The following is a 13291-nucleotide window of genomic DNA, read 5'->3' as shown; positions in this document are numbered from 1 at the left end:
CCTTACAGCGGCTTATTGATATGCTGATAGATGTCATCCAGTTCGGTAATACGGGCCTGATAGCTGCCTGAGAGACAACTGACGTCGCTGCCGCACAATTTCCGCTGCGCCAGCCAGCGCTGTTGCTGGTCTTGCATCTCACCGCGCACTCCCATGGCGAACAGGCCATGTAAAAACTGGTACTTGGTCGCCATTTCGACGTCTTTGTCACTCAGCGTACGGCTGGCGCAGATGGCCTTTTCGTCGGCGCTGACGGCTTTGGCGCAATCAAAACTGGCGGCCTGAACGGCAGGAACCGAAAGCAGGGTGGTGAACAGTAGCGCGGTTAATGTTTTCATCGTTGCTGCTCCTCGGGCTGGTTACAGTGAGTCCAGGGTTTTCCATTCACCGGGCTGCAATTCGCCCAATGAAAGATTACCCATACTGTAGCGAATCAGCCGCAGGGTAGGAAAGCCGATGTGTGCAGTCATGCGACGCACCTGGCGATTTCGGCCTTCATAAAGGGTGACTTTCAGCCAGGCGGTGGGGATTGATTTGCGTTCGCGAATGGGCGGATTGCGCGGCCACAGCCATTGCGGTTCTGCGACCAGCTCAACGCCTGCCGGCAACGTTGGGCCGTCTTTGAGCGTGACGCCATTGCGCAAGGGGGCCAGATCGCTTTCCTGCGGGGCGCCTTCGACCTGCACGTAATAGACTTTTCCGGTACGTTTGCCCGGCTGGGTGAGTTGCGCCTGCAGCTTGCCGTCATTGGTTAGCACCAATAAACCTTCGCTGTCGCGATCCAAACGCCCAGCGGCGTAAACATCGGGAAATGGAATGAATTCTTTCAGGGTGGTGCGGCCGGCTTCATCGGTAAATTGCGGCAGCACATCGAACGGCTTATTGAATAACACCACGCGACGCGGCCCCTGTGCGACTGCGGGTTTGGCGGGGGCAGGCTTGCTGAATCGTTTAACTTTGTGATTTTTAACAGAGAATTTTTTCATAACAGTTGAGATTACGGATGATAGGCGCATTATAACCGAATCCGTTTCGGATTGGCGCGGACTGAAAATTCCAGTAGTATCTACACGCATCTTACAAAGCATTAACAAAAATTGCGCTTGAAGGAGAGGTTGATGGAAAGCAAAGTAGTTGTTCCGGCAGAAGGTAAAAAGATTACGGTCGATGCCCAGGGTAAACTGGTTGTTCCGAATAACCCGATCATTCCGTTTATCGAAGGCGACGGCATTGGCGTTGACGTTACCCCTGCTATGATTCACGTGGTTGATGCAGCAGTGAAAAAGGCCTACCACGGCGAACGTAAAATCTCCTGGATGGAAATCTATACCGGCGAAAAATCCACTCACGTTTACGGGAAAGACGTGTGGCTGCCGGAAGAAACCCTGGATCTGATCCGTGACTACCGCGTTGCCATCAAAGGCCCGCTGACTACCCCAGTCGGTGGCGGTATTCGCTCCCTGAACGTGGCCCTGCGCCAGCAACTGGACCTGTACGTGTGTCTGCGTCCGGTGCGTTACTACCAGGGCACTCCAAGCCCGGTTAAACAGCCAGAGCTGACCGACATGGTGATCTTCCGCGAAAACGCCGAAGACATCTACGCAGGTATCGAGTGGAAAGCCGGTTCTGCAGAAGCAGACAAAGTGATCAAGTTCCTGCGCGACGAAATGGGCGTGAAAAAAATCCGCTTCCCAGAGCAATGTGGTATCGGCGTGAAGCCATGTTCTGAAGAAGGGACTAAACGTCTGGTACGTGCGGCGATCGAATACGCGATCACCAACGACCGCGACTCTGTGACCCTGGTTCACAAAGGCAACATCATGAAGTTCACCGAAGGTGCCTTCAAGGATTGGGGCTACGAACTGGCGCGCGAAGAGTTTGGTGGCGAACTGATCGACGGCGGTCCATGGCTGAAAATCAAGAACCCGAACACCGGTAAAGAGATCGTGGTTAAAGACGTGATCGCCGACGCCTTCCTGCAGCAAATCCTGCTGCGTCCGGCTGAATACGACGTGATCGCCTGTATGAACCTGAACGGTGACTACATCTCCGACGCCCTGGCCGCGCAGGTTGGCGGTATCGGTATCGCACCTGGTGCCAACATCGGTTCCGATTGCGCGCTGTTCGAAGCCACCCACGGTACTGCACCTAAGTATGCCGGCCAGGACAAAGTGAACCCAGGTTCCATCATCCTGTCTGCAGAAATGATGCTGCGTCACATGGGCTGGTTCGAAGCGGCTGACCTGATCGTTAAGGGCATGGAAGGCGCAATCGCCGCCAAGACCGTTACCTATGACTTCGAACGCCTGATGGAAGGCGCTAAGCTGCTGAAATGTTCAGAGTTTGGCGACGCTATCGTTAAACACATGTAAGCGTATTTAAGCGTTAAATGATAACGGGAGCCTGATGGTTCCCGTTTTTTATTATTCAAACCGCAACGGTTATCAAAACGTTATCAAAATAAGTTATCAAAACTCGGCCATTTTGGCATTTTTGAGTGCATCAATCTAAAGAGTGAGTTCAGTCCAAACCATAGGAATGGGGTAGTCCCGTTCGCAAATTACTTGTTTGCTTTAAACAAAACCAGTAACTGCACAAGTCAAATCTGACGAGCATTTTAGCAAGTAACGGGCGCTAACCGGCCGACCATGTAAAGTCTATCAGTCATAATTAGGTTCTTCATAACCGCAGCGTATTAGTGTTTATTCTTGTCGCACATGACGTTAAGATTAGAAAAATCATTATATTATAGGGCTACAACGTGATTTGGGTTGTGTACATATCTGATAAACCGCATTCAAGAATTAACTTCCCCATTGGTATGAATCAAGGCATTTGGGGAGTTAAAGAGACGAAGAAAGCAACTGTTCAAGAGATAAGGAAAGATGATCTGATTGCCTTTGTTTACTCTATTTCTTGGCTAAAGGCTGAGGGAGCAGCTCCTCCAGGATTCTCGCGTGTGGGGAAAGAGCAGCTACAAAATTTCCGAGGGCTGGTGCAAAAAATCATAATTGGTCAAGTAACCGAGGGATTCTATACATCTTCCACTAAAGTTTGGCCTGATGATGAGATTTATCCGCATCGTTTTAACTTCAAAATTGTTCAGGATTTCGGTGAAAATATTTATTTTGGTACAGAGTTCTTCAATGAAGCATTCGTTGAGGCGGTGCGCTATTCGGCTTGTACCCAAGGTTCTATTACCCTAGCCAGTTCGATAGATTTACTGGAAGACATTACATATAACGCCAATGATCAGGCTGACGAAGAGTCATCTGTTGTCGAACTTGGTTATGAAGGTAAACCTATTATGAGGTTGCACCAGTCCCGGGAAAGAGATCCCAAAATTGTTAAACAGAAGAAAGATCTGATATTTAACGAGGCCGGAAAACTTGAGTGCGAAATCTGTTCAATGAATTTTGAGGAAATATACGGTGAGTTGGGCCGAGGTTTTGCTGAGTGTCACCACAAAGAGCCCTTAAGTCTACGGGATAAAAACGAAGAAACGTCTCTTCACGATCTTGCTATTGTCTGTGCAAATTGTCATCGGATGCTTCATAGGAAACGTCCATGGTTATCACTTGATGAATTGAAGAAAATTTATGAAAAACAAAAGTCTTGAAGACCTACAGAAGATAGTTGCTGACTTTGCTAAAGCCAGAGGCTGGGATAAATTCCATTCTCCAAAGAATCTATCGATAGCACTGTCTGTCGAAGCTAGCGAGTTAATAGAAATATTCCAATGGTTAACGGAGGAAGAGAGTAAGGACCTCAGTTCGGAACAATTAATTCAGGTTGAGGAAGAGATGTCTGACGTTCTGTTATACCTTCTTCAGCTTTCGGGGAAATTGAATATCAATATCCTGGAGGCTGCTTATAGAAAACTTGAAGTGAACAATAAGAAATATCCTGTTGAAGCCTGCTTTGGTTCTGCAAAAAAGTACACAGCGCTTTAATCTAAGGCAGCCCGAAAAGAAGCTCTGATGACAGGAGCTTCCTAGTATGACTCTGGCCTGTTATATTACCCGTTTACCATCGTATCTTTTCTGTGAGAATTAAACGAAAAACCACTATAACACCTTGAGCTGGATTCCATTAATTGGCATCACACCAACGGCATGAGGTCATATAAATGACTAGCCCTTTATCCTGAAAAATATAATTTTCCGTTTCTGGCACAAAAAATTTATCAGTAGCATCGGTATACTATGGGCGAAAAGTAGGAGTAATTAATTATCCTATTTTAGCTGAGGGAATTTATTTTATACAAAACCCATATGCAACATTAGCGATTACTTAATTGTTTAATGGTAAGGGTGTTTCTTATTTTATTTCCCATCACTGCCTTCCCATATCCCAAGAGGTTTCGTTGTCTGCTCATCTAAACAGAATGCACAAATGTAGCTATTTCGCTTTCGGTTGTACTGAACTGTTTCTAATACGTCATCTAGGTGCTTGCTATCAAAATTCCAGCCTCTCTCCATTACTGAAACACACTTTTTGCAATAAAAACTTTTCTTTTGGTTATTACCTTCTAAATCATTTTTAGTATAATCAAATAATTCCTTTACTGACTTTTTTGAGCATGCTGATATTACGGCTGAAAACTCATAATGTGTCTGAAGCATGGCCCAAACTACGCCTGAAAAACTTTCATCTTCTTCAATACCTACGTTAACACCACCAGAAGCATGGGCAGCTCTATATTGATATCTATGCCATATCCAGTGTACTGATCCAATATTGAGGTGTTTGTGGGCAAAGACTATTGAGGTAAATATCAGCTCGGGCATAATGTCAGTCTTTTTATCAACGGTATGCATAAACTTATTTCTCAGAGTACGCATTTTCTTAAACCAGTTGGAAAAGACTTCAGGTAATGGTATAGGTGAAAATGTGTCATGTACTTTAATTAAATCTTGAGCGTCTAGAGTGTGAAATTCTGAAAATGATATATTTCCTTCTCTGTCAGGCTTTGGTGGATTACGAGTTGCATTAGTGATAAGAAGGTAAGGGGATATTTCAACGATACACCCTTTTAATTTGAATTCTACTGATTGAAGTATCAATGTAAAAGCTGTGATTAATTTTGGGCGGGCAAACATCCAGTAATGCTCTAAACTTCTAAAATCTGATTCTGAAAAATGTTCAGAGTCTTTGTAAAAACCATTCCATATGTCTACATTATTATGTTCATAAGCTAAGTCAGCAATTTTTTCCCAAGCTTCGTTAACCATATGATCAGCCATTGTATAAAAATCAATTTTCGTAGGGATATCTGTTATCATTATAATTGAACCTCTGTTCTTTTAGCTAATTGTCTATAATGACATAATTTTAAAGTTAAAGTGTCACCATGATTCATCTTCATCAGGTTGGCTTTGCCAATCAGGTTCCACCTCACCAAAGTATGCACTAGTAAGGCTTTCAAGGATCTCAATGTTAACTATTTCAATCTTATCAAAGTCTTGCGAAAAATCACCACTAAGCGTTAGTAATATATCTGTATGAAAGCTCTCCGTAGTTGTGCAAGTATTCCCTCCCATCTGTACATAGTCATTGTCTATCGAGTCCCTTATTGAAAAGTCAAAGCTAGCTTCAACCTCCACCTCTACAGTGGCTCCGAGTTTGAGAACGATAGATTCATCTTCAATTCTTACAACACGAATTTTAACTAAATCATCTTTATCGCTATCTAATTCGTGAGAAATGTAAGTGGCCGACACGTCATCCCATTCAAATGACATCGAAGAGTCAGCCTCTACATAAATATCTGCTCCATCAAGTTGGTTAATGATGGCATTCTCTATTTCTTCAAGGATATGATTGTCTGCATCGAAGACAGAATCCTCTCTTATGTGAGCAATAATACTTGCTACTTTATTATGAGGTTGGAATTTCTCTAACGCTTCAGCCAGAGAGTTTACAACTGTAATTCTATCTGTTTGTTCCGAAAAGTCTTTCCAACCGTTATCTTGACTAACTGCAATTATATTTAAATCGTTTTCCTCAGCCCAAGCCTCTATCGATAATAACGCTATCGCATCTGGAAATTCACTTTTTTTATCTTTTCCTGTTTCAAAGGGGGCTAAAGTTGAGAAATACATATCCATTAATGTTGTTAAATCCGCATATTCCCCGGATTTTATTATATTCGCCCCGATATATTCATAATATTTAGTTAGCCTTTCGTATGCTATATCTTTCTCTGCCCCCTCTATGGAAAGGATTTTTTCAGCTTTTTCAATATCATTACTTTTTATTTTCAATTGCTTGTTTGCAGCTCTTAATGCTTGATTAATTGATGCTCTTGCCTTTGATATCTCTTGAGCAATATGCTTTATGGCTTCATTGTGGACTATATCTGTTTGTATTACTTGGACAGGGCTTTCTTTGAATTGCCTCATCTGTGCTAGTAGGCCTTCGTAGAATTTATACCCTTCTGACTTAAAAGTAGAGTTATCGATTGTGATGGCGCCAAAATCTAATTCAATCCCGCTCATTTTGATGATGAATCCTGTTCTCGTAATGTAATTTAAATGACTGAACAATAGTTATTAACACACTAAATGAATAGCTTTGTCCAGCTTTGGACGAGAAAATAGATTGAAAATCTTAAACTGCTTACTAGGTGTTAGTTGATTGTGATACTAACGACGTTCTCTTCTGGAACTGAGCTGGCGGTCAGAACTGATTGTGCCTAGAATGCAAAGGATATCAAATCAAGAAAGCAAAAAACCAATAAAAACATATAATTAAACTTCCATGTCAAGCTAATAACTCACTTTTATCCACTCCTTCCCTCTGTCATCGTGATAACGGTCAGTCTGAGACTGCGTTTTGTGTCCCAGAAGTATCTGTGTATTTACTCCCTGGGACTTATATAGTCTTTCAGCAAGTGAACGTTGTTCATGAAACGTTGCCGGTGCGCCGTTCCCCCAATCAATATCAGTTTTATTCCTAGCTTTGCTAAAGTTGGTTGTCAACGTATTTCCTGGCACTTTGGCACCACGTTGGGCCATTGATGTTGAACGGAAGTAATGTACAAGATGCTGGCTCACAGCATAATCCCGGCAGCGCGAGATGACCTCACGTAAGCTCGTGTTTAAAGCATCGCAACGAAGGGAAAGAGGTAATGCCAATTTTGCACCAGTTTTCTCCTGCACAACATGTAAGTGGTCATCCCAGATATCGCTGAATTTCATTGCTGAAATATCACCCAAACGCTGTCCTGTAACTACGGCCAATAGCATCGCATTGCCCATGTATCGATGCTTTTTATCAGCAATGTCGAAGATCTTCTGCCATTCCTCTAAATTCAAACGCTGCCTGGTAACCTTCCTGCGCGGTTGCTTTGTTGCGAGCGCGGGATTGTAGCCCGGAGGAACTTCACCAACATGCTGAGCCTCTTTGAATACATCGATCAGCACTGAGCGAACAACCTGGCCCATACGTGGCTGTCCGGCGTCGGTGTACTCATCCAACAACGAAGCGATATCTCTGGCATCAACCTCGGGCAAGGATTTCATTGCAAATTTTTGGCGTAGAAGGTTCACAGGCTTACGTTTTTGTTTAAACGTGTTGGGCTTGATATCACCGGTGCTCAGTCGTTCTTCCTGTATTTTCCAATACCGGTCGAGCCAAGTACTGACAGTTATATCTTTACCCTTAATTTGAGCAACTCGATCGCTTAGTGCCAGGATCTGCCGGCTACGTTGCTCCGCTAGTCGGCTATTGGCTTCGATCGCAATCTCACGAGCTTCCTGCTCATTGTCACCAAGAGCATGGTACTTCCCTGTAACCGGATGCCGGTATCGCCAGTAGACCTTATTGGCCTTACGACTAAATAGCGGATACAGGTTAGGAATATCAACATTGTTCTTACGTGGTCTAGCTGCCATCGTTCAATATCCTTCGGAGCTTCGGATTGTCATTGTGCTTAATGACCGGAGTAGTGAGTGGGCCAACTAGCTCAGCATCTTCTCGCACGCGCCATAACTTACCTTCCTTGCGTGCGGGCGGGGCGAAGTGGCCCTCTTTAGCGCAACGCCGCAAGGTATTTAGAGAGGGTGGTTTGCTGCGGTATCGCTCCGCAGCCCATTCTTCAAGCGTCAACATCTGTAGCATCAAGTACCTCCACACATCACCCGCCGCATACGGGCATTAATTCAATCGTGACATGTCACACACTGTTAATTTGGTTTCATGCCACCCGTAGGTTTGCCAGCACTCAGAATCACCAAGGAAATAACAACCTGCTGGGTCACCTGGTAGTTTGTCTTTGCACTTACCGCAGCACCGTTTATTCCGTGCCGCCAGCTGCTTTTTTAATTCGGCGTTATCCTTCCTGATCAGCATGGTGATGTATTCATCTAGGTCGTATGGCTCGCGTTGTGGCCGGCGAGCTGCACAATTCTCTCGTAACATCTCAGCCTCTTGCTGATCTAGCTTGATTTCGACAGGGACAATACCCGCCAGTCGCTGGCGCTCGCGTTGGGCTGCTTTACGCTCTGCATTAGTCTTCGCCATGGATGATCTCCATATATGCATTTATGAAGGTTTGCGCAGCTTCCGCATTGATAGCATTGCCGTAGGCGCGCAGTCGTCCCACTCTTGCGGTAGCCCCATTAACCAACGGGAATGAGCCGGGTCTAACTGGCCGCCACTTTCCATCCCTGCAGAAGAGCCAGTCAGCATCTCGCCAGAAACCATTAGTCTGGCTTGGGTTTCTGCTCCGGAGGCAGTCCTTGTTGCCTTTTCCCCATCTAATGCCTTCGCTGGCCATGCTGCCAACCACGCCACTCGTCCCAGCAATGAGTTCAGTGGAACATTCAGACATTCTTTTCCGTCCTTCCAGTCCCTCGTGGTGGGGGTTGGCCACCCAGTATGCGCGGTCACGGATGTGCGGAGAGCCGATGCCCGCAGACGGGAACGGGACAATCCCGAAGGCGTAACCCATAGCTTCCAGGTCAGCTTGTACAAGGTCGAACCAAGCATTTGCGTTGCCGCTTGCAACTTGCTCGCCAAAGACGTGCTCAGGGCGGCACTCGCTGATGAGCCAATGGAAATGTGGCCATAGGTGCCGCTCGTCATCAAATCCATCGCCTTTGCCCGCCGTGCTGAAAGGCTGGCACGGACAAGAACCTGTCCAGACTGGTTTATCGTCAGGCCATCCGGCGTTACGCAAGGCATATGACCAGACTCCGATTCCGGCGAAGAAATGGCATTGAGTGTAGTTTCGTAAGTCATCGGGTTTCACATCCTCGATTGAACGCTCATCAACATCCCCTGGCGCGATATGACCAGCATCTATCAAATTACGGAGCCACTGAGCGGCGTATGGATCAATTTCGTTGTAATACGCAGAAGCCACTACGATTTCCTCAGTTCGGCATCCATTTGGAAGCTATTTTGTTGATAGGCAATGGCCATTTGCTCGGCATCGTTCATCGCATCATGGAGCGAGTTATGCTTAACCACCGCAAAGCAGGGCTGGTGGGTTTTAGGTAGATAGCCACGGTTTCCCTTTGTCATTGCGTCGATATAAGTGCGTACGTCACGCTTGCCACCCCAATGCCAAGGGCATTCGATCCCGTTAGTTTTATAGGCATGCTCCAGGATAGAACCATCGAAGTCAGTGCCACGGAAGAATATCCGGGCATCTGGATGGGCTTTTATCCAATGAGAGAGCAGGGCGAGGCCTTGGCCAATTGGCTCTCGGTCTCCCGCAAGAGCTTCATGTGCATCTTCAGATTGTTCACGCCACCAAGCCTGAGTCTTGACGCTTACATTGCGGCCCTGCATTAACTGACCGAAAGTATCTACCAGACAGTAGAAGGCCGTATTTGAGTAATCAGCCAGCTCTGCATCACGGGCTACCTGGATAATGCTTTGCTGTGTCTGACGAATGTCAGAAATATCGAATGCAAACGCCCCAATGGAAAGGATTACTGCACTTGGCTTGGTATCCATCGTTTCGGTATCGATCGTAATGGTATTGATCATGTTAATTACTCCACACTGATTTTCGGCAAAGCGAAGCCCTGCCAGAATTGGCAACTTTTCGCAGAGAGAAAAATCGGGTTTTAAGAAGGGAGGCCAGACGCCCGCATAGCGCTGGCTCCCGGTTAATTACTCACACATCAGGTGGCGCACCGCGCCGGGGCTTTATACTGTGTAAAGGAATAAGGGAACCCAGAACAGTACGCCACCTGATATGCGAAAAAAATGCGGCTGACACCAACCCAAATCAGAGCAGCCGCAAAGACTTCACTACACACAGCAAAATTCTTGCCGGATATCTGCGCTTGCTTTCGCTGCAGTGCCGCCGGCGCGGCGCATTAGGTGTGGCGGCTGGTAAACAACGCCCCCGAAGTTTCCAGCCTTAAACCACATTGGGCTGCTCACTCATGAGTTTCAGGATTCTCCACCGCCCCCAGACTTAAGGAATCGGGCGAGTGAGCATTCCGATGTGCGCCGGTCACCCGGCGACTGCCACCACTACAACAAAACCAACAACCAACCAAAACGGGGCACAGAACACAACGCTATAGATCAATGCCTTCCAACCTTGTGAGCTCATGATTGCCTCGATGCGCCCCGTAGAGCGCTTGGTTAGTTCAACCGAACGCGACGACTGAGTAACACCCATATTTCATGTCGTTCGGTGACAGGGCGCTCGGGGTGTAGCGTTTAGCGCAGGTGATGTCGGTACTTGATAACCGGCGACCGATATGGAAGCGGCCATAACATCCAGCCTTATTGGTTGCGCCAGAAACTACCTTGCCGAAGATTGTTTTTGCCATCGTGTAACCCTCTGCTGTGAACCTGGTAAGCGAATCATCCCGATCTTCGTGTGCCTCGGGCGGCTACTTCGTGGGCGTCCTGCCTGTTCGCTGTTGATGGAGCTATAGTCACAAAATGTGTGTAAATAGTCAATCACTAAATGTGATTGGTTGGTCGTGTTTATTTTTGTGTTTGATTTTGAAATAAAAAAAGCCGCATGAGCGGCCTTTGTTTTAGGGGAATGGAGTTATTGGAAGGTTTCTTCTGGCCACTGAGCAGTTATAACTTTACCTATAAGCTTGCAGTTTTCATCAAATGGGATGATGTCATAGCGCTGGTTTAGCGGCTCAAGTTGTGGTTTACCACCATAAATCGAGAATTGCTTAAAAGTTACTTCGTCATTGTTCAGACCAGCTACGCAGAAATCCCCAGACTTGATATTTAGAACTTCGCTTGGGTCAACCAAGATTAACATGCCCTCAGGGAAACTTGGCTTTGCACCTTGAGGGGCTGTCATTGAGTGTCCATCGACGATTAGCCAGAAAGCGTCATCACTTGCTTTAACAGTTGTGGGAATGAGGCGAACTGAATCTCTTTCTGTATAGCTTCCAACGTCATTAAACCCGCCAGCAGAGATTTTTGCATATAGAGGGTATTGGAACTGAGATGCCAATTGGTGTGCTGAGTCACCAAACAACAACTCTGCAGGGCTAACGCCCAATGATGAAGCTAATATAATTGCATCATCCGCACTGATCTTACGAGCACCTAGCTCGTAATTTCCAATCCTGGAAGCAGAAGACCAACCGATAAGCTTCGCTAGATCGGCCTGGCTCAACTTCTTAGCTTCGCGCAGCGCCTTCAGGCGTTCGCCAATGATTTCAGACAATGTTTTCATCCATCCTTTTTACCACATACCGTGGTCACAATCCGCTCACGTATTGTCATTGACTGTTAATCACATATTGTGTCTAATGGGGCTTCGTAATTACAAAGGAGCTTACATGAACAATATCGCTGAACAGCGGAATAAGCTCGGCATAACTCAATCCCAACTTGCGGAAGCTTGCCGGATGGGTAAGTCCCGAATCGCCAATTATGAAATTGGCATTAGGACCCCTGGACTTAAGGACTGCCGAATCATCATTTCCGCACTGAACAACTTAGGGGCCGAGTGTTTTCTCGATGATGTATTTCCCCCCGAGAAAAATATTACCGCCCCAGCGGCATAACCAAAACCACAGAAGCGGAGAAGTCTCGTGGACAACAAAGACTTTCCTACCCAGGACGACATCAGCGAAGCGATACACAAGCTGATCACTCAGTTCCCAGGCAAGTACAGCACGATGGCGAAGGAGTTGGATCCGGTAGCCGGCACTGAAAACGCACTGCGTAACCGCGTCCGCCAAGTATCAGGGCAGGTGGTGCCTTTGGGTATGGCAGTAGAAATGGAATCAATCTCAGGCCGTAGCGATATCACCGAGGCGATGTGTAAGCACGCTGGTGGCGTATTCGTGAAGCTGCCGGAAATCGAACAGGTGGACAATGAAGAGTTGCTTATCAAGTTCAACGAACTGATGTCAGCGCTGGGTCTGTTCGCCAAGGCACATAACGAGTTCACAGCCGATGGAGTTCTCGACAACCACGAGAGTAAAAAGCTTAAAGCGAAGGGTTACCGGATCCAATCGCTGGTGGCGGAAATCTACGCCGTGACAGTGATGATGTTTGGAGAGGGTGACGCCCAGGATATGCGGTCCCGGGCGTCGAGTGCATCAATTAAACGTGTGGAGTAATTAACGCATGAACAGATTAACAGAATCTCGTTTGCGTGGGCAATTTCGTTGTGTGGCTTCAAGCTGCGCCAAACCGCTAATGCCGCTGCGTTATGTGATGAGAATACCGGGCGGTTGGTTACCTGTCACCCACAGCGCGCTACAGGAAGTTGTGGCCCGCTGCAAATATTTGGCACTGCCGGCGCCAGGAGCTGCCCTATGAGCGTGAAAGTCTCAAGTTACGTCTGGGACGGTTGCGCTGCACACGGTGTAAAGGGTACCAAACTGCTCGTAATGCTTCGTCTGGCTGATTTCTCGAACGATGAGGGGATCTGCTATCCGGGGATTGAGAAAATTGCCCGAGAGATCGGTGCTGGCCGGAGTACGGTCACCACTGCGATCGGCGAACTTGAAAGTGATGGATGGCTGACACGCAAGGAACGCCGCAGAGGGCAGCGCAACGACAGCAATATTTACACCCTGAATGTGCCAAAGCTGAAAGCAGCGGCTTTAAGCGTCGAGTCTCACCGTCCAGTTTCTGACACGTCAGAATCTGACCATTCAAAATCTGACATGTCAGAATCTGAACGTTCAGAATCCGACCGTTCAGAAAACACGAAAAAAGGCAGTTCTCACCCGCCAGAATCTGGGGGGATCCGTCAGTAAATTCAAAACAAGATCCATCAGTAATAAAACCTGTTGGTCAACCGGCTACGCCAGCCGACCCGCAACCCGCC

General features: G+C 46.8%; 15 protein-coding genes and 1 pseudogene. 6 read left to right on the top strand and 10 right to left on the bottom strand.

The annotated features are described in order from the left end of the window. Positions 1-2: 2 nt before the first annotated feature. Both ACMGG1_RS13975 and rluE read right to left on the bottom strand, forming a co-directional pair. Entirely contained in the window at positions 3-338 is a 336-nt protein-coding gene (locus tag ACMGG1_RS13975; protein ID WP_128864296.1) for a lysozyme inhibitor LprI family protein, read from the bottom strand. A gap of 21 nt (positions 339-359) precedes the next feature. Beyond that, entirely contained in the window at positions 360-986 is a 627-nt protein-coding gene (gene rluE, locus ACMGG1_RS13970) for a 23S rRNA pseudouridine(2457) synthase RluE (protein WP_122078727.1), read from the bottom strand. A 132-nt stretch (positions 987-1118) separates the two neighbouring features. Here rluE and icd point away from each other — a divergent pair, with 132 nt between their 5' ends. The 3 genes from icd to ACMGG1_RS13955 all read left to right on the top strand — a co-directional run bounded on the left by icd (position 1119) and on the right by ACMGG1_RS13955 (position 3953). Next, on the top strand, positions 1119-2372 hold the full coding sequence (icd, locus tag ACMGG1_RS13965; protein ID WP_012006449.1) for an NADP-dependent isocitrate dehydrogenase: 1254 nt from the start codon (positions 1119-1121) through the stop codon (positions 2370-2372). 389 nt (positions 2373-2761) lie between these two features. Continuing rightward, complete coding sequence (locus tag ACMGG1_RS13960) at positions 2762-3619, top strand: HNH endonuclease (protein ID WP_414160767.1); 858 nt, start codon at positions 2762-2764, stop codon at positions 3617-3619. Then, positions 3600-3953, top strand: coding sequence for a nucleotide pyrophosphohydrolase (locus ACMGG1_RS13955; protein ID WP_414160766.1), 354 nt, complete (start codon positions 3600-3602; stop codon positions 3951-3953). The genes ACMGG1_RS13960 and ACMGG1_RS13955 overlap by 20 nt, the downstream gene beginning before the upstream one ends. A 372-nt stretch (positions 3954-4325) precedes the next feature. On the opposite strand, the gene ACMGG1_RS13950 is transcribed toward ACMGG1_RS13955, so the two are convergent. The 8 genes from ACMGG1_RS13950 to ACMGG1_RS13915 form a co-directional block, all read right to left on the bottom strand. Continuing rightward, the gene (locus ACMGG1_RS13950; RefSeq protein ID WP_414160765.1) at positions 4326-5285 is read right to left on the bottom strand and encodes a hypothetical protein; all 960 of its coding nucleotides are present in this window, start codon (positions 5283-5285) and stop codon (positions 4326-4328) included. Between the two features lie 63 nt (positions 5286-5348). Continuing rightward, positions 5349-6500 (bottom strand): PIN domain-containing protein, encoded by a 1152-nt coding sequence (locus ACMGG1_RS13945; protein WP_414160764.1) that lies wholly within the window; start codon positions 6498-6500, stop codon positions 5349-5351. Between the two features lie 270 nt (positions 6501-6770). Then, complete coding sequence (locus tag ACMGG1_RS13940) at positions 6771-7898, bottom strand: site-specific integrase (protein WP_414160763.1); 1128 nt, start codon at positions 7896-7898, stop codon at positions 6771-6773. Beyond that, entirely contained in the window at positions 7888-8124 is a 237-nt protein-coding gene (locus tag ACMGG1_RS13935) for an excisionase (protein WP_414160762.1), read from the bottom strand. Before ACMGG1_RS13935 ends, ACMGG1_RS13940 begins: the two co-directional genes overlap by 11 nt. Positions 8125-8160: 36 nt before the next feature. Continuing rightward, positions 8161-8526, bottom strand: a complete 366-nt coding sequence (locus ACMGG1_RS13930; protein ID WP_060659625.1) for a hypothetical protein — start codon at positions 8524-8526, stop codon at positions 8161-8163. Further along, positions 8513-9376, bottom strand: a complete 864-nt coding sequence (locus ACMGG1_RS13925; RefSeq protein WP_414161452.1) for a DNA cytosine methyltransferase — start codon at positions 9374-9376, stop codon at positions 8513-8515. Before ACMGG1_RS13925 ends, ACMGG1_RS13930 begins: the two co-directional genes overlap by 14 nt. Then, complete coding sequence (locus ACMGG1_RS13920; RefSeq protein ID WP_414160761.1) at positions 9370-10002, bottom strand: 3'-5' exonuclease; 633 nt, start codon at positions 10000-10002, stop codon at positions 9370-9372. Before ACMGG1_RS13920 ends, ACMGG1_RS13925 begins: the two co-directional genes overlap by 7 nt. Positions 10003-11029: 1027 nt before the next feature. Next, positions 11030-11680, bottom strand: a complete 651-nt coding sequence (locus tag ACMGG1_RS13915) for a LexA family protein (RefSeq protein ID WP_259188810.1) — start codon at positions 11678-11680, stop codon at positions 11030-11032. Between the two features lie 106 nt (positions 11681-11786). Between ACMGG1_RS13915 and ACMGG1_RS13910 the strand changes: the two genes are divergently transcribed. The 3 genes and pseudogenes from ACMGG1_RS13910 to ACMGG1_RS13900 form a co-directional block, all read left to right on the top strand. Next, positions 11787-12014: a helix-turn-helix domain-containing protein gene (locus tag ACMGG1_RS13910; RefSeq protein ID WP_259188812.1), complete on the top strand. Its 228-nt coding sequence runs from the start codon at positions 11787-11789 to the stop codon at positions 12012-12014. A gap of 27 nt (positions 12015-12041) precedes the next feature. Then, positions 12042-12575: a YmfL family putative regulatory protein gene (locus ACMGG1_RS13905; RefSeq protein WP_414160760.1), complete on the top strand. Its 534-nt coding sequence runs from the start codon at positions 12042-12044 to the stop codon at positions 12573-12575. A gap of 198 nt (positions 12576-12773) precedes the next feature. Beyond that, a pseudogene (locus ACMGG1_RS13900) lies at positions 12774-13285 on the top strand (helix-turn-helix domain-containing protein); the annotation flags it as partial. Between the last annotated feature and the right edge of the window lie 6 nt (positions 13286-13291).

This window comes from Serratia sp. BNK-12 (assembly GCF_047456085.1).
In the GTDB taxonomy this organism is placed as follows: Bacteria; Pseudomonadota; Gammaproteobacteria; order Enterobacterales; family Enterobacteriaceae; genus Serratia; species Serratia liquefaciens.
Note: the sequence above shows the minus strand (reverse complement) of the source record. Positions and strands in the feature narration are given on the sequence as shown.